This is a genomic window from Mesorhizobium humile, assembly GCF_033977215.1.
Taxonomy (GTDB): Bacteria; Pseudomonadota; Alphaproteobacteria; order Rhizobiales; family Rhizobiaceae; genus Mesorhizobium; species Mesorhizobium humile.
The window spans coordinates 270,792-286,674 of the sequence record NZ_JAVIIV010000002.1 but is presented as its reverse complement, the minus strand read 5'-3'; the positions used below and the strand labels follow the sequence as shown (position 1 = coordinate 286,674).

Below are 15,883 nucleotides of genomic sequence, written 5' to 3'. Positions count from 1 at the left end.
TGGAATAAAGATGCTGATCACTTGTCCCTATTGCGGCCCGCGCGACGTCATCGAATTCACCTATCAGGGCGACGGCAACCGCGAGCGGCCGCAGCCCGCCTCACAGGACCTCGACGCCTGGAACGCCTATGTCTACGACCGGCTGAACCCGGCCGGCGACCACAACGAGATCTGGCAGCATTCCGGCGGTTGCCGCGCGCATCTGAGGGTCGTGCGCAACACGCTCACGCATGATATCCTGAGCACCGCCTTCGCTCGCGGCGGCCACAAGGCGGAGGGCCGCTCGTGAGCCCTCGCCGCACCGAGACAGGCGGTCTTATCGACCGGCTGCGCACCATCCGCTTCACCTTCGACGGCGCGCCCTATACCGGCCATGCCGGCGACACGCTGGCCTCGGCGCTGCTTGCCAACGGCGTGACGCTGTTCGGCCGCTCCTTCAAATATCACCGCCCGCGCGGCCTGCTCGCCGCCGGTGTCGAGGAGCCGAACGCGCTGGTGACGGTGCTGCGCGGCGAAGTGCGCGAGCCGAACATCCCGGCTACCATGGTCGAGATCTATGACGGGCTCGTCGCCGTCAGCCAGAACCGCACGCCTTCGCTCGCCTGGGACATCAGCGCCGTCAATCAGCTCGGCGGCAAGATCCTGTCGGCCGGCTTCTACTACAAGACCTTCATGGGTCCGGTGATCGGCCCGCTGAAGGGCACGCGCTTCTGGATGTTCTGCGAGCATTTCATCCGTCGCTCCGCTGGCCTCGGCAAGGCTGGCACGGCACCCGATCCGGCGCGCTACGAGCGTATGAACGCTTTCTGCGACGTGCTAGTCGTCGGCTCTGGTCCGGCCGGCCTGATGGCGGCAAAGGCCGCCGCCGACCAGGGCGCCCGCGTCATCCTCGCAGACCTCGAAGCCCACTTTGGCGGCTTCGCCAACTGGTCGGGCGAAACCATCGACGGTATGCCCGCCGCCGACTGGGCCCAGCGCACCGTTGGGCAGCTCGAAGGCAACGACAATGTCCGCCTTTTGCCGCGCACCACGGTGTGGGGCTATTACGACGGCAACACGCTGGCCGCCCTGGAACGGGTGACCGACCATAAGGAAGTGGCCGCCAAGGGCGAGCCGCGCCAGCGCTACTGGGCGATCCGCGCGGGCACGGTGGTTCTCGCCACCGGCTCCTTCGAGCGGCCGCTGGTGTTCCCGGGCAACGACCGGCCCGGCGTCATGCTAGCGCATGCGGCGGAACGCTACGCAGTTGAATATGGCGTGCTGCCCGGACAGCGCGTCGCCCTCTTCACCAACAACGACAGCGCCTACCGCTCGGCCGTTGCCTTGAAGAAGGCCGGCGCCGCCATCATTGCCGTCGTCGATGTCCGCGGTGAAGTCTCGAACGAGATGCGCCGGCTGGCGAGTGATGCGGAGGCCGAGCTGCTTGCCGGCCATGCCGTGGTTGCGACCGAGGGCGGCAAGGCCCTCACCGGCCTCAAGGTGCAGCGCTTCGACGCCATGAGCGGCGCGCTGAGCGGCGACGAACGCAGCATCCATGCCGACAGCCTTCTGATGTCGGGCGGCTGGTCGCCGACCATCCATCTCGCCAGCCAGGCCGGGGCGAAGGCCGAGTGGAATCCGGCGAGACAAGCTTTCCTGCCGCCCAAGCCGACGCAGCGTTGGATCGGCGCCGGCGCCTTCACCGGCAGTTTTTCCACCGCCGAAGCCATTGCCGAAGGCCGCGCGGCCGGCCTTCAGGCGGCTGGCGGCGCGGCTTCATCCGCTCCCCTGCCCGTCGTCGAGGCGGCCCCCGGCGATCCCGATCCGGCGCCGGTCTTCGAGATCAAGGCCAAAGGCAAGAGCTTCGTCGACTTCCAGCACGACGTGACCGCCGAGGACGTGCGGCTGGCGCATCGCGAGGGCTTCGTCTCGGTCGAGCATCTGAAGCGCTACACCACGCTCGGCATGGCGACCGACCAGGGCAAGAACTCCAACGTTCCCGGTCTGGCCATCATGGCCGAGGCGCTCGGCAAGCCGATCCCCGAAGTCGGTACGACGCGCTTCCGTCCGCCTTACACGGCGGTGTCGATCGGCTCGTTGGCCGCCGAGCGCTTCGGCGACCTCAAGCCCGAGCGGCTGACGCCGATGCATGACTGGCACCTCGCCAATGGCGCGCGGATGTATTCGGCCGGCCTCTGGTACCGCCCGATGATCTACGGCCTTGCCGGCGAGACGGTCGAGCAAGCCTATGTCCGCGAAGCCAGGGCCACGCGCGAAAGCGCCGGCATCGTCGATGTCTCGACGCTGGGCAAGATCGCCGTGCAGGGACCGGACGCGGCCGAGCTCCTCGACCGCGTCTACACCAACATGTTTTCCACGCTCGCGGTCGGCAAGGCCCGTTACGGCCTGATGCTGCGCGAGGACGGGCTTGCCTTCGACGACGGCACCACCTGGCGGCTCGGCGAGCAGGAATTCCTGATGACCACCACCACCGCCAATGCCGGCAAGGTGATGCAGCATCTGGAATATTTCCTCGACGTCATCTGGCCGGAACTCAAGGTCACCGTCACCTCCGTCACTGACGAATGGGCGGGTGCCGCGATCGGCGGACCGAACGCGCGCGCCATCCTCGCTTCCTGCGTCACCGGCACCCCCGTCGACAACGCAACGCTGCCCTTCATGGGCATCGTCCGTGGCCGGATCGCCGGCGTTCCGGTGATGATCTGCCGGCTGTCCTTCTCCGGTGAAATGGCGTTCGAGGTCTATTCCGGCGCCGGCTACGGCACCCGCGTCTGGGAAGCCTTAATCGAGGCCGGCAAGCCTTTCGGCCTGGTCACTTACGGACTCGAGGCGCTGGGCACGATGCGCATCGAGAAGGGCCATGTCACCGGCGCCGAGATCGACGGCCGCACCACCGCGCGCGACCTCCATCTCGACTGGATGCTGTCGAAGAAGAAGCCCTTCATCGGTTCGGCCATGATGGACCGGGAAGGCCTGATCGGCTCCGACCGGCTCGAGCTGGTCGGGGTAATTGCGCTCGACAACCGAGCGCTCAACGGCGGCGGGCATATCGTCGAGGAACTGGACGAAGCCAATCCGCACGACTCGCTCGGCCACATCACCGCCTGCTGTTATTCGCCCGCGCTGGGCAAATATATCGCGCTGGCCCTGGTCAAGGGCGGCAAGGCACGTCACGGGACCCGCGCGTTCGTCTCCGACCCGCTGCGCAACCGGTTCGGGCCGATCGAGATCGTTTCCAACCATTTCTACGATCCTGACGGGAGCCGCATGCATGGCTGAGCAGCATTTGCCCGAACACCAATCGCCGCTCGAGCCGGAGTATCATCCGGGCTCGCACGGCAATTTCGAACATGGCGTCGACGTCATCCTGTCCGAGACGCGGCCAGGCTCGATCCTGCAGCTCGCCGCCTGGCCGGGCGAAGAGAAGCGGCTGATCGAGATTGTCGGCAAGGTCACCGGGCTCGCTCTGCCGGACGGCGCCGGCGGCGGCGTAAGCAGCGGTGTCCGCGCAGTTTTCGGTTTCGCGCCGGGGAAATTCACCGTGGCGGACGAGGCCGAAGGTCTGGCCGCTTCCTTTGCCGGCGCCATCACGCCGGCCATCGGCACGCTGACGGATCTTTCGCATGGCCGCACCGCGATCCGTATTGCCGGCCCGAAGGCCGAATGGGTAATGGCGAAATTCTTCGCCATCGACTTCGCCTTGCCGGCCTTCCCGCTCGGCGCTGGACGTTCGACCAACCATCACGACGTCTTCGCGCAGATCCAGCGCACAGGCGCCGACCAATTCGACATCTATGTCTTCCGCTCCTTCGCGCGCTCGTTCTGGAAGGCCTTGTGCCACGCCAGCGAGGAAGTCGGTTACGAGGTGCAATAGTCCAGCGTTGCAGGACCAGGAATTGGTCCAGTCGGCAATCTGGCACTACGGACGGCCACAACTGCTGCTTGAGCCTTGGGCCAACAGGGGCGATAGGTAAAGAATCACGGGCGTTTGCCGCGGCAAACGCCCGTCCAGGCAACCAGTTCAACCATACCCTTCCATGACTGTAGAGACTTCGGCGACGGCCACGACCCGCTTTGCTCCGGCGGAGGGTCCCTCGATGCTGTTGCCGGCAACCGTCGCCTGCGGCGTGTTCATGACCAGCCTCGACCAGAACGTCGTGGTCACCGCGCTGCCCGGCATCGGCGAGAGCCTCGACCGTCCACCAGGCCAGCTTGGCCTGCTGATCACCGTCTATGTCGCGAGCCTCATCGTCACCATGCCGCTCGGCGGCTGGCTGGCCGACCGCTTCGGCCTGCGCAACGTCTATTGCTTCGCGCTGCTCGTCTTTGCCAGCGCTTCGGCGCTGTGCGGCCTTTCGGAAAACATCTGGATGCTGGTCGGCTCTCGTGCCCTGCAGGGCTGCGGCGGCGCGCTGATGGGCACGCTCGGCCAGGTGGTGATCCTGTCGAGCTTCCCGCGCGGCCGCACGCTCAAGATCAACATGTATATCTCGCTCGCTGGCCAGTCCGGGCCGCTGGTCGGACCGCTCGTCGGCGGCGCGCTCACCACTTACGTCTCCTGGCGCTGGATCTTCTACATCAACATCCCGATCGCGCTGACCGCCGCGATGCTGGCCGCCTCCATGTTCCCCACGACGACCAAGCCGGTCCGCACGCCCTTCGATTTTCCGGGTTTCCTGCTCGTCGGCATCGGCATGGCGCTGCTCGTCTTTGGCATGGATTCGGTCGCCGCCAAGGATGCCGCGGGCAGCCTGATCGGCATCGAGCTCGGCCTGGCGATCGTCATCCTGACGATTGCCGCCTTCTATTGCCTGCGCGCGCGCAACCCCTTGCTCGACCTCCATCTGTTGCGCATTCGCACCTTCCGCATTGCCTTCCTCACCGGCGGCAGCCTCGACACGATCGGCCTCAGTTCCGTGGTCTTCCTCTTGCCGCTGATGTTCCAGCTCGGCTTCGGCATGAGCGCGGTGCAGGCCGGATCGCTGACCTTCGTCGCCGCGATCGGGTCGTTGATGATGCGCTTCTTCATGCCGCGCCTGTTGAACCGCTTCGGTTTCAGGCGCGTGCTGGTCACCAACACGCCGATTGTCGCCCTCCTCGTTGCGGGCTTTGCCCTGATGCAGGAAAGCCTGCCGGCCTGGACCGTGCTTGCCTACATCTTCACCTTCGGCGTCTTCCGCTCGGTGCAGTGGGCCTCGACCGGCAATCTTTCCTATTCGGACATCGCGCCCGAGCAGCTCGCGCGCTTCAGTGCGCTCTATTACATCCTATGGCAGCTTGCGGTGGCGATCAGCGTCGGTCTCGCGGCGGCGCTGCTGTCGCTGCTTGCCGGCGGCGGCAAGGCCAGCGTCGACGACTATCGCATCCTGTTCGTCATCGAAGGGCTGATCACGCTTTGCGCGCTGTCGGCGTATCTGAGGCTGACGCCGCAGGACGGCGCCCATGTCAGCGGGCACGGCGCGCATATGAGCACCGATTAGCCGGCCGAGAAATTCGGCGTCATTATTCCGCGAAGCTTACCCAGTCCTCGAGCGGCGCGCGGTCGGTGCGGAAATCATTCTCCGGCTTCGACGTGTCCTCGTAGCCGAGCGCCATGCCGCAGACGACGATCTCCTCGTCGGGAATACCGAGCACCGGCCTGATCTGGCGGTGATAGGGCGCGAAGGCCGCCTGCGGACAGGTATGCAGCCCCCTGCCCCGCGCCGCCACCATGATGTTCTGCAGGAACATGCCGTAGTCGATCCACGACCCCTGATTCAGCCTCCGGTCGATCGTGAAGATCATGCCGACCGGCGCGTCGAAGAAAATGAAGTTGCGGTCGTGCTGCGCGCGCATCTTGTCGACCTCGCGCCGGCCGATGCCCAGCGCGCCGTAAAGCCCGAAGCCATTGGCGCGGCGGCGCGTGAGGTAAGGTTCGAAGAACTGGTCGGGATAGTAGCGATATTCGTCCCACTCGACCTTTTCGGCGCGGATACCTGAGTTGAGGATGGCATCGCTGATACGCTGCTTGACCTCGCCCTTGGTCACATAGACGCGCCACGGCTGCATGTTGGTGCCGGACGGCGCGCGCGCGGCGACGGCCAGGATCGCGCGGATCGTGTCGTCATCGACCATATCGGGCAGGAACGCGCGCACCGACCGGCGCGAGAGGATCGCCTCGTCGACGATCTCCGCATCCGACGCGATCCGGATGTTCTTCTCAAGCATGGGTCGTCCCTTTTGGCATGGCCAGAAACCCGCAACCCGGTTTCCTTAACGACCATCCGCAGACTATAAGCTAAAACTGGTCCCCGACCGGACGCCCCACTCGCCGCTCGTGCGCGAGCCTTTGCATCAACCGCCGAAAACGCGCAAGCAAATCTTGTGGCCTATGAAAATCTCCTTGATTTTTTCATGATTTTATCCTCTCATGAAATTTATCCAGATTTTTTCACGAGCAACCTTTGACTCCAACCGCGACCAAATCGGAGCAGGACAATGGCGACCGGCTGCTGGCCGGCGACATCCGTGCGCTCCGCAAGGCGCGCGGTCTCACGCTCGCCGAAATTGCGCTCAAGTTAAGCCGTTCGGTCGGTTGGGTCAGCCAGGTCGAGCGCGGCCTCTCGGTTCCTTCGCTCGGTGACTTGAGGGCATTCGCCAGCCTCTTCGACGTTCCGATCAGCCTGTTCTTCAGTCATGATGTGCCTGTCGAAGAGGAACGCGGCGTGGTCGTGCGCGCGGGCAGCCGCCGCTCGCTTGGCACAAGTGAATCCGGCCTGGTGGAGGAGCTTCTATCGCCCGACCTCGGCGGTAGCTTCGAGATGCTGCGCTCGGTCTTCGCGCCGGGCGCGGAGCTGAAGACCGAAACGCGCCGTCCCACGGAAGAAGCGGGCTATGTCGCGTCGGGCACGTTCGAGATCGAGATCGACGGCGTCTGGCATCGTCTCGGCGAAGGCGACTCGTTCCGCTTCGAGGGCAAGCCGTTCCGCTGGCGCAATCCCGGCGCCGAGCCGGCGGTGGTCATCTGGGTGGTTTCACCGCCGGTATATTGAGTAACTTTGGAGGAAGACATGGCGGGTTTGCCGACCACGGCACGCGTGGTGATCATCGGGGGCGGTGTCGTCGGCTGCTCATCGCTCTATCATCTCTGCAAGGCGGGTTGGACCGACTGCGTGCTTTTGGAAAAGAACGAGCTGACCTCCGGCTCGACCTGGCATGCCGCCGGCAACGTGCCGACCTTCTCCTCGTCCTGGTCGCTGATGAACATGCAGCGCTACTCGACCGAGCTCTACCGGGGGCTCGCCGAAGCGGTCGACTATCCGATGAACTACCATGTCACCGGCTCGCTCCGGCTTGCCCATAGCAAGGAGCGCATGCAGGAATTCCAGCGCGCCAAGGGCATGGGCCGTTATCAGGGCATGGACATCGACGTCGTCGGCCTCGACGAGATCAAGCGCCGCTATCCCTTCATCGAGACGCATGAGCTGAAGGGCGCGCTCTATGATCCGAGCGACGGCGACATCGACCCGGCGCAGCTGACACAGGCTTTAGCCAAGGGCGCGCGCGACATGGGCGCCAAGATCATCCGCTTCTGCCCGGTCACCGGCGTGCGCCGCGAAAACGGCGAATGGGTGGTCGCCACGCCGCAGGGCGAAATCCGCTGCGAGATCGTCATCAACGCCGCCGGCTACCGCGCCGCCGAAGTCGGAAAAATGTTCGGCCGCGAAGTGCCGATGATGGTGATGAGCCATCAGTACATCCTGTTCGAGGAGATCCCCGAACTCGCCGCCTGGACGAAGGAACAAGGCCACAAATTGCCGCTGCTGCGCGACGTCGACACGTCCTACTATTTGCGCCAGGAAAAGAGCGGCATGAATCTCGGCCCCTATGAGCGCAATTGCCGCGCGCACTGGGCTGGCCACAACGACCCGATGCCGGAGGATTTTTCCTTCCAGCTTTTCCCCGACGATCTCGACCGCCTCGAGCATTACCTGGCCGACGCCGTCGCCCGCGTGCCGATCCTCGGCACCGCCGGCCTCTCCAAGGTGATCAACGGACCGATCCCCTATGCGCCGGACGGCAACCCGCTGATCGGGCCGATGCCCGGCGTGCCGAACGCCTTCGAGGCCTGCGTCTTCACCTTCGGCATCGCGCAAGGCGGCGGCGCCGGCAAGGTGCTGGCCGAATGGGTGACCGAAGGCCAGACCGAATGGGACATGTGGTCCTGCGATCCGCGCCGCTTCACCAGCTTTGCGTCGGCGCCCGACTACTGCGTCGCCAAGGGCATGGAAATCTACGGCAACGAATACGCCATCCAGTTCCCGCGCCATGCCTGGCCGGCCGGGCGCGACCGAAAGCTTTCGCCGCTGCATGATCGCATCAAGGCGCTGGGCGGCCAGTTCGACGCCTATAATGGCTGGGAGCGCGCCACCTGGTATGCCGGGCCGGGCGACGACACGTCCGAGGAAGCGACGCTGACCTTCCGCCGCGACGGGCCCTGGCAGCAGCGCGTGCGCGAGGAATGCCTGGCGGTGCGCGACGCCGCGGGTATCCTCGACCTGCCCGGCTTCTCGCGCTTCAACCTCGAAGGTCCGGGCGCGGCCGACTGGTTGGCAACGCAGGTCACCGGTCTTGTGCCGAAGCCTGGCCGCATCGGCCTCGTCTATTTCGCCGACGACAAGGGCCGCATCGTCACCGAAATGTCGGTGGTGCGCCATGGCGAGGACCAGATGACGCTGATCACGGCGGCGGTGGCGCAGTGGCACGATTTCGAATGGCTGAAGTCGCGCATGCCCGCCGACGCGGCCTTCACGCTGACCGACCGGACGGAGGAATATTCCACGCAAATTCTCGCCGGCCCGAACTCGCGCAAGATCCTGGCCGAAGTCAGCGACGCCGATCTCTCGCTGCCCTGGCTGACGCATCAGGAAACGACCATCGCCGGCCGCTGGGCGAAATTGGTGCGCGTCTCCTTCGCCGGCGAGCTCGGCTGGGAGATCCACACCAAGGTCGCGGACACGGCGACCGTCTTCGACGCCGTCTGGGCCGCCGGCCAGAAGCACGGGCTGAAGCCGTTCGGTATGTATGCGCTGGATTCGCTGCGGCTGGAGAAAGGCTACCGCGCCTGGAAGGGCGATCTCTCGACCGACTATTCGATCCTGCAGGGCGGCCTGGAGCGCTTCGTCAAATGGGACAAGCCCGACTTCCGCGGCAAGACGGCCTTGCTCAATGAAAAGCAGCAGGGCGTGAAGAAGCGCTTCGTCACGCTGGTGGTCGAAAATCCCGGCGACTGCGACGCGCCCTATATGTCGACGCTCTGGCACGGCGGCAGCATCGTCGGCGAGACGACGTCGGGCGGCTGGGGCCACCGCGTCGGCAAGTCGATTGCGCTTGGCATGCTGCGCGCCGATCTCACGCAGCCGGGTACGGCCATCGAAGTCGAGATTTTCGGCGATCGCTTCAAGGCCATCGTCCAGAACGACGAGCCGCTGTGGGATCCGAAGAATGAGAGGTTGCGGGCATGACCTCCGTCATCCTCACTGACGGCGGCATGGGCCAAGAACTGGTCCGGCGCAGCAGGTCCGAGCCGACGCCGTTGTGGTCGGCCAGGGTCCTGATCGACGAGCCGGACCTGGTGCGCGACCTGCATGCGGAATTCATCCGTGCCGGTGCGCGTGTCATCACCATCAACACTTATTCGGCAACGCCGGAACGCCTGGCGCGCGAGGGCGCCGAAGATCTGTTCAAGCCTTTGCAGAAGCGCGGCATCGAACTGGCCCACCAGGCTCGTGACGAGGCCGGCGACACTGCGATTGCCGGTTGCCTGTCGCCTCTGTTCGGCAGCTACGCGCCGGCGCTGACCATATCATTCGAGGACACGCTCGACATCTATCGCCGCATTGTTGCCGAGCAGGCGGACGGCGTCGATCTGTTCCTGTGCGAGACGATGGCTTCCGCCGAGGAGGCCCGCGCGGCCGTCACCGCGGCGTCGGAGAGCGGCAAGCCGGTATGGGTGTCCTGGACGCTCGCCGATCATGGCACGCCACGCCTGCGCAGCGGCGAAACCATTGCCGCCGCGGCGGACGCCCTCGGCGACCTGCCGGTCGCCGCTAGGCTGCTCAACTGCTGCCGGCCCGAGGCCATCGCCGCCGCCTTGCCCGAACTCGTCGCGCTGGGTGGACCGGTGGGCGCCTATGCCAACGGTTTCACCTCGGTCGAGGCGCTGAAGCATGGCGGCACCGTCGAGGTGCTGCATGCCCGCCATGATCTCGATCCGCAAGCCTATGCCGACCAGGCTATCAGCTGGGTCGATGCCGGCGCCGGAATTGTCGGCGGCTGCTGCGAGGTTGGCCCTGCCCACATTGCCGCCCTGCGCGACAAGCTCACACAGGCCGGCCACCAGATCTCGGGAGTGTCCTGATGCCAAAACCGTCAAAACGCATTACCGGCATCGTGCCTTCGGGCAAGGATGGTTGGGAAGTCCACTTCGCCGCCTGGACCCGCAAGCAGGCTGGCGAAGACATCATCGTGCTGTCCGTCGGCGACCATGACTTCGACACGCCGTCGGAAACGATCGAGGCCTGCGTGACCGCCGTGCGCGGCAGCAACCATCACTACACGCCGCTCCCCGGCCTGCCGCGCCTGCGCAAGGCTATGGCGGCGGCCTCCACCGCCTGCAGCGGCATTCTGACCGAACCCGACGAGGTCATCGCCACGGCCGGTGGCCAGGGGGCGCTCTATGCCGCCGTGCAGGGCGTGCTCGATCCGGGCGATCACGCCATCGTCGTCGCACCCTATTACGCCACCTACCCCAATACCTTCAGCGCCGCCGGCGCCAGCTTCACCGTGGTCGAGACGCCGGCCGAAGACGGGTTTCAACCCCGCGCGGACATGATCCGCGCCGCGCTCAAGCCCAATACCCGCGCCATCCTGATCAACACGCCGAACAACCCGACGGGTGCTGTCTATTCGCGCGAACGGCTCGAGCAACTGGCCGAAATCTGCAAGGAGCATGACCTCTGGCTGCTGTCGGACGAGGTCTACTGGACGCTTGGCGGCGGCGAGCACATCTCGCCGCGTTCGCTTCCCGACATGGCCGAGCGCACGCTGGTCATCAACTCCATGTCGAAAAGCCACGGCATGACCGGCTGGCGCATGGGCTGGCTGACCGGGCCGAAGGCGATGATCGCGCTGATGATCGACCTCAATCTGGTCACGACCTACGGCCTGCCGGCCTTCATCTCGATCGCCTGCGCCGAGGCGCTGGAGAACCACTATGGCGTGAAGGACATCGCCGAGCGCTATGCCGCGCGGCGCACCGTCTTCCTCGACGCCCTGCGGGGCGCCAATGAGGTCACCGTGCGCGGCTCCGAAGGCGGCATGTACATCATGCTCGATGTCTCCGCCGTCGAGCCGGACGACGAGAAATTCGCCTGGGCGCTGCTCGACAAGGAAAAGGTCGGTGTTATGCCCGGATCGAGCTTCGGCGACGCCGCCGCCGGGCACATCCGCATCAGCCTCTGCCAGTCCGAAGCCATCCTCAAGGAAGCAGCGCTTCGTGTTCGCCGCTTCGCTTCCAACTATCGCCGCGAGGCCGCATGACCAAGACCATTCCGACCAAGGCCCGCGCGGTGATCATCGGCGGCGGCGTCTCCGGCTGCTCGGTCGCCTATCACCTGGCCAAGCTCGGGTGGACCGACATCGTGCTGCTCGAGCGCAAGCAGCTCACCTCAGGCACCACCTGGCACGCGGCCGGCCTGATCGGCCAGTTGCGCGGCTCGCAGAACATGACCCGGCTGGCGAAATATTCGGCCGACCTCTACGTCAAGCTCGAAGCCGAAACCGAGGTCGGCACCGGCATGCGCCAGGTTGGCTCGATCACCGTGGCGCTGACCGAGGAGCGCAAGCACGAGATCTACCGGCAGGCATCGCTGGCCCGCGCCTTCGATGTCGATGTGCGCGAGATTTCGCCGAGCGAAGTCAAAGAAATGTATCCGCATCTCAATGTGTCGGACGTGGTCGGCGCCGTGCATTTACCGCTCGACGGCCAGTGCGATCCGGCCAACATCGCCATGGCGCTGGCCAAGGGCGCGCGCCAGCGCGGTGCGACGATCATCGAGAACGTCAAGGTCACCAAGGTCCACACCAGGAACGGCCGCGTCTCGGGCGTCTCCTGGGCGCAGGGCGAGGAGCAAGGCACGATCGAGACCGACATCGTGGTCAACTGCGCCGGCATGTGGGCGCGCGAGCTTGGGCGGCAGAACGGCGTCACCATTCCGCTGCACGCCTGCGAGCATTTCTATCTCGTCACCGAGCCGATCCCGGGCCTGTCGCGCCTGCCGGTGCTGCGCGTGCCGGACGAGTGCGCCTACTACAAGGAAGACGCCGGCAAGATGATGCTCGGTGCTTTCGAGCCGGTGGCAAAACCCTGGGGCATGGACGGCATCCGCGAGGATTTCTGCTTCGACCAGTTGCCCGAGGACATGGACCATTTCGAGCCGATCCTCGAAATGGGCGTCAACCGCATGCCGATGCTGGGCACCGCCGGCATCCATACCTTCTTCAACGGCCCCGAAAGTTTCACGCCCGACGACCGCTACTATCTCGGCGAGGCGCCGGAACTCGCCGGCTACTGGATGGCGACCGGCTACAATTCGATCGGTATCGTCTCTTCCGGCGGCGCCGGCATGGCGCTGGCGCAATGGATCAATGACGGCGAAGCGCCCTTCGACCTCTGGGAGGTCGACATCCGCCGCGCGCAACCTTTCCAGAAGAACCGCCGCTATCTGAAGGAGCGCGTGTCGGAGACGCTCGGTCTGCTCTACGCCGACCATTTCCCCTATCGCCAGATGGCGACCTCGCGCGGCGTGCGCCGCTCGCCTTTGCATGAACATCTCAAGGCGCGTGGCGCCGTCTTCGGCGAAGTGGCGGGCTGGGAGCGCGCCAACTGGTTCGCGCGTGACGGCCAGGAGCGCGAGTACCGCTATTCCTGGAAGCGGCAGAACTGGTTCGACAACCAGCGCGAAGAACATCTTGCCGTGCGCAACGGCGTCGGCCTGTTCGACATGACCTCCTTCGGCAAGATCCGCGTCGAGGGCCACGACGCCTGTGCCTTCCTGCAGCGGCTCTGTGCCAACGACATGGACGTCGCGCCGGGCAAGATCGTCTACACGCAGATGCTCAACCAGCGCGGCGGCATCGAGAGCGACCTCACCGTGACCCGGCTTTCCGAAACGGCCTATTTGCTCGTCGTGCCGGGCGCCACGCTGCAGCGCGACCTCGCCTGGCTGCGCAGGCACGTCGCCGACGCGTTCGTCGTTATCAGCGACGTGACCGCCGCCGAAGCCGTCATCTGCGTCATGGGGCCTGACTCGCGAAAATTGATCCAGAAGGTCAGCCCGAACGATTTTTCCAACGAAGCCAATCCGTTCGGCACGTTTCAGGAGATCGAGATCGGCATGGGCCTCGCCCGGGCGCACCGCGTCACCTATGTCGGCGAGCTCGGCTGGGAGCTCTATGTCTCGACCGAGCAGGCCGCCCATGTTTTCGAGGCACTCACTGAGGCCGGCGCCGAGGTCGGCCTGAAGCTTTGCGGCCTGCATACGCTCGATTCCTGCCGTATCGAAAAGGCCTTCCGCCATTTCGGCCACGACATCACCGACGAGGACAATGTCCTGGAGGCGGGCCTGGGCTTTGCCGTCAAGACGAGCAAAGCCGGCTTCATCGGCCGCGACGCCGTGCTCAGGAAAAAGGAAGCCGGCCTGTCACGCCGGCTGGTGCAGTTCCGCCTGAAAGACCCGCAGCCTCTGCTCTTCCACAACGAGGCGATCCTGCGCGACGGCAAGATCGTCGGCCCGATCACATCAGGCAATTACGGCCACCATCTCGGCGGCGCGATCGGCCTCGGCTACGTGCCGTGCCAGGGCGAAAGCGAGGCGGACGTGCTGGGCTCGTCCTATGAGGTGGAAATCGCCGGCGAGCGCTTCGCGGCCGAGGCATCGCTGAAGCCGATGTATGACCCGAAAGCGGAACGGACGAGGATGTAGCCTTTTTTCTGTCCGCGTCGGGCAGGATTGCCCGCAGGCGTGACCATGGGACCGTTGTTACTTGTCCGGCATGGTTGAGGGATCGCGAGCACCATGACGAATACCGACAATCACGATTTCGTCGGCGGAAGGCTCGTAGTAGATCAGGTACGGATAAGGCCTCACGACGATCCGGCGCATCGGCCTTTCGTCTGTAGCGACGCCGCTTAGGGGATGTTCAAGCAATAAATTGATGACCGCATGGAGTCTGGCTTGGATCCGCCTCGCTCCTTTGGGTGACTGCAATGCTATATTGCCGAGAACCTCATCCAACTCGGCCAACGCCGCCAGTGTATAACGAAGCTTCAAAGGCCGTGCTTCGCCCAAACAGCACGAACTTCCTCGTCGGTTGCAAATTCACCGCGTGCAGCCTGCGCCCGGGACATCGCGAGCGAGGCTTTTTCCTCTCGGCTCAGTTGATGAACAGGTTCGTCTCCGTCGTCACCCGCGAGGCGCAAGAGGACACGCGCATACTCGTCTTGCAATTCAGGAGGCAAGGTGCGGACGCGTTCGACAGCATGTTCGAAAAGCTTGGTCATGCCATTAATATGCACTTCATTTCCGCATAAAAAAAGGCAAACCCGTTCGGCGCTATCCCGCAGGATCGCTGACGTCCCCTAAAACCGCTCCAGCGTTCTGCGAACTTTGACCAAAAATCCGGCCCTGCTCTTCGGCGTCGAGGCATCCATCAAATAGTGTGCCAGGAAAAACGTCTTGCAGCGCGTGGCGCACAGCGCCCGCATGCCGCGCAGGATGGTCTTGCGGCCGGGCTGGCCGACGACGACGCTCCACCAGGTCGGCGCGCCGCAGGTGGTGATGACGCCGACCTTGGTCACATACCGCATCAGCGACGTGATCCGCCCCCTGCCGCCTGGCAGTTTGAAGGCGATGTCCGTGGCCCACACGCGGTCGAACCATCCCTTCAGCATCGCCGGCAGGCCGTACCACCAGGTCGGATAGATGAAGAGGATCGCCTGCGCCCATTGCAGATGCTCGAAATGCGGTGCCAGTGCCGGGTCTTTCGGCGCCCGGTCGTTGTAGAAGCGCCGCTCCTCGCAGTTCATCACCGGATCGAAATTCTCGGCATAAAGGTCGAGCAGCCGCACATCCCAACCCCGCCCCTTCAGCACCTCGACGGCAGTATCGCGGATCGCCGCGCAATAACTCTCCGGCACTGGATGGCAATAAACCACCAGCACGCGCATCAGAAAGCGTCCATCGTGGCCGCGACCTTCGCCATGAAGACGTTGCGCGTCTCGTCGGTCGACAGATTCATCGAATAATGCGCGAGATAGGAGACGGGAGCGCCGGGCTTGATCGTGGCCCGCAGCATGCGCTTGACGATCTTGCGCGGCGGATCGCCCATCAGCATGGCGCGAAAACGGCTGCCGCCATAGGTGGTGATGGCCGCCATTTTTCGGATGTTGTGCAGCGTCGGCCGCACCTTGCCGTCGACCAGCTTGAACGACACGCCGGGCAGGAAGACGCGGTCGAAGAAACCTTTCAGGATCGCCGGATAGCCGTAATTCCAGACCGGAAACGACAGCACCAGCGCTTCGGCGTCCTGCAGTCTTTCGACATAGCCGGCGACCGCGTCGTCCGGCCCGCGCGGATCGTGGTAGCCGAGCCGCTCGACGCGTGTGAGCCTGGGATCGAAGTCCTCGGCATAGAGGTCGCAGTCGTCGACCGCATGCCCCGCCGCGGCGAGCCGCTCGACGATCGTCCTGTGCAGGCCGGCGTTGAAGCTGGTCTCAACCGGATGAGCGTAGAGGACGAGGATTTTCACGGAAGAGCATCCCGCGGGTCAGCGCGCCGCACGT

14 protein-coding genes are annotated in these 15,883 nt (G+C 64.9%); 9 read left to right on the top strand and 5 right to left on the bottom strand.

The window, feature by feature from the left end; all coding sequences use genetic code 11:
• The first annotated feature begins 10 nt into the window (after positions 1 to 10).
• The 4 genes from RFM52_RS04270 to RFM52_RS04255 all read left to right on the top strand — a co-directional run bounded on the left by RFM52_RS04270 (position 11) and on the right by RFM52_RS04255 (position 5,480).
• Positions 11 to 289 (top strand): sarcosine oxidase subunit delta, encoded by a 279-nt coding sequence (locus RFM52_RS04270; RefSeq protein WP_320295287.1) that lies wholly within the window; start codon positions 11 to 13, stop codon positions 287 to 289.
• Positions 286 to 3,279: a sarcosine oxidase subunit alpha gene (locus RFM52_RS04265; protein ID WP_320295286.1), complete on the top strand. Its 2,994-nt coding sequence runs from the start codon at positions 286 to 288 to the stop codon at positions 3,277 to 3,279. The genes RFM52_RS04270 and RFM52_RS04265 overlap by 4 nt, the downstream gene beginning before the upstream one ends.
• 7 nt (positions 3,280 to 3,286) lie before the next feature.
• Positions 3,287 to 3,874 carry a sarcosine oxidase subunit gamma gene (locus RFM52_RS04260; protein WP_320295558.1) on the top strand — a complete coding sequence of 196 codons (588 nt, stop codon included), beginning with the start codon at positions 3,287 to 3,289 and terminating at the stop codon, positions 3,872 to 3,874.
• 223 nt (positions 3,875 to 4,097) lie between these two features.
• Entirely contained in the window at positions 4,098 to 5,480 is a 1,383-nt protein-coding gene (locus tag RFM52_RS04255) for an MFS transporter (RefSeq protein WP_320295285.1), read from the top strand.
• Between the two features lie 22 nt (positions 5,481 to 5,502).
• On the opposite strand, the gene RFM52_RS04250 is transcribed toward RFM52_RS04255, so the two are convergent.
• Positions 5,503 to 6,207 carry a nitroreductase gene (locus RFM52_RS04250; RefSeq protein WP_320295284.1) on the bottom strand — a complete coding sequence of 235 codons (705 nt, stop codon included), beginning with the start codon at positions 6,205 to 6,207 and terminating at the stop codon, positions 5,503 to 5,505.
• A 281-nt stretch (positions 6,208 to 6,488) separates the two neighbouring features.
• Between RFM52_RS04250 and RFM52_RS04245 the strand changes: the two genes are divergently transcribed.
• From RFM52_RS04245 to RFM52_RS04225, 5 genes are read left to right on the top strand one after another with little or no spacing between them, the layout of a single operon-like run.
• Positions 6,489 to 7,031: a helix-turn-helix domain-containing protein gene (locus RFM52_RS04245; RefSeq protein ID WP_430699246.1), complete on the top strand. Its 543-nt coding sequence runs from the start codon at positions 6,489 to 6,491 to the stop codon at positions 7,029 to 7,031.
• 18 nt (positions 7,032 to 7,049) lie between these two features.
• Complete coding sequence (locus RFM52_RS04240) at positions 7,050 to 9,503, top strand: GcvT family protein (protein WP_320295282.1); 2,454 nt, start codon at positions 7,050 to 7,052, stop codon at positions 9,501 to 9,503.
• Entirely contained in the window at positions 9,500 to 10,399 is a 900-nt protein-coding gene (locus tag RFM52_RS04235) for a homocysteine S-methyltransferase family protein (RefSeq protein ID WP_320295281.1), read from the top strand. The genes RFM52_RS04240 and RFM52_RS04235 overlap by 4 nt, the downstream gene beginning before the upstream one ends.
• Complete coding sequence (locus tag RFM52_RS04230) at positions 10,399 to 11,580, top strand: pyridoxal phosphate-dependent aminotransferase (protein ID WP_320295280.1); 1,182 nt, start codon at positions 10,399 to 10,401, stop codon at positions 11,578 to 11,580. The genes RFM52_RS04235 and RFM52_RS04230 overlap by 1 nt, the downstream gene beginning before the upstream one ends.
• Positions 11,577 to 14,024 (top strand): GcvT family protein, encoded by a 2,448-nt coding sequence (locus RFM52_RS04225; RefSeq protein ID WP_320295279.1) that lies wholly within the window; start codon positions 11,577 to 11,579, stop codon positions 14,022 to 14,024. The genes RFM52_RS04230 and RFM52_RS04225 overlap by 4 nt, the downstream gene beginning before the upstream one ends.
• A 57-nt stretch (positions 14,025 to 14,081) precedes the next feature.
• Here the strand turns inward: RFM52_RS04225 and RFM52_RS04220 are convergent, their stop codons facing one another.
• From RFM52_RS04220 to RFM52_RS04205, 4 genes are all read right to left on the bottom strand, one after another.
• Entirely contained in the window at positions 14,082 to 14,372 is a 291-nt protein-coding gene (locus RFM52_RS04220) for a type II toxin-antitoxin system RelE/ParE family toxin (RefSeq protein ID WP_320295278.1), read from the bottom strand.
• Positions 14,369 to 14,602 (bottom strand): hypothetical protein, encoded by a 234-nt coding sequence (locus RFM52_RS04215; protein WP_320295277.1) that lies wholly within the window; start codon positions 14,600 to 14,602, stop codon positions 14,369 to 14,371. Before RFM52_RS04215 ends, RFM52_RS04220 begins: the two co-directional genes overlap by 4 nt.
• Before the next feature lie 78 nt (positions 14,603 to 14,680).
• Complete coding sequence (locus RFM52_RS04210; RefSeq protein ID WP_320295276.1) at positions 14,681 to 15,268, bottom strand: NAD(P)H-dependent oxidoreductase; 588 nt, start codon at positions 15,266 to 15,268, stop codon at positions 14,681 to 14,683.
• On the bottom strand, positions 15,268 to 15,849 hold the full coding sequence (locus RFM52_RS04205; RefSeq protein WP_320295275.1) for an NAD(P)H-dependent oxidoreductase: 582 nt from the start codon (positions 15,847 to 15,849) through the stop codon (positions 15,268 to 15,270). The genes RFM52_RS04210 and RFM52_RS04205 overlap by 1 nt, the downstream gene beginning before the upstream one ends.
• Between the last annotated feature and the right edge of the window lie 34 nt (positions 15,850 to 15,883).

Bases quoted from the DNA above. Each gene is read 5' to 3' on its own strand.
- RFM52_RS04250 (WP_320295284.1), bottom strand. From the start codon at position 6,207: ATGCTTGAGAAGAACATCCGGATCGCGTCGGATGCGGAGATCGTCGAC.
- RFM52_RS04230 (WP_320295280.1), top strand. From the start codon at position 10,399: ATGCCAAAACCGTCAAAACGCATTACCGGCATCGTGCCTTCGGGCAAG.
- RFM52_RS04210 (WP_320295276.1), bottom strand. From the start codon at position 15,268: ATGCGCGTGCTGGTGGTTTATTGCCATCCAGTGCCGGAGAGTTATTGC.
- RFM52_RS04270 (WP_320295287.1), top strand. From the start codon at position 11: ATGCTGATCACTTGTCCCTATTGCGGCCCGCGCGACGTCATCGAATTC.
- RFM52_RS04225 (WP_320295279.1), top strand. From the start codon at position 11,577: ATGACCAAGACCATTCCGACCAAGGCCCGCGCGGTGATCATCGGCGGC.
- RFM52_RS04255 (WP_320295285.1), top strand. From the start codon at position 4,098: ATGCTGTTGCCGGCAACCGTCGCCTGCGGCGTGTTCATGACCAGCCTC.
- RFM52_RS04235 (WP_320295281.1), top strand. From the start codon at position 9,500: ATGACCTCCGTCATCCTCACTGACGGCGGCATGGGCCAAGAACTGGTC.
- RFM52_RS04240 (WP_320295282.1), top strand. From the start codon at position 7,050: ATGGCGGGTTTGCCGACCACGGCACGCGTGGTGATCATCGGGGGCGGT.
- RFM52_RS04215 (WP_320295277.1), bottom strand. From the start codon at position 14,602: ATGACCAAGCTTTTCGAACATGCTGTCGAACGCGTCCGCACCTTGCCT.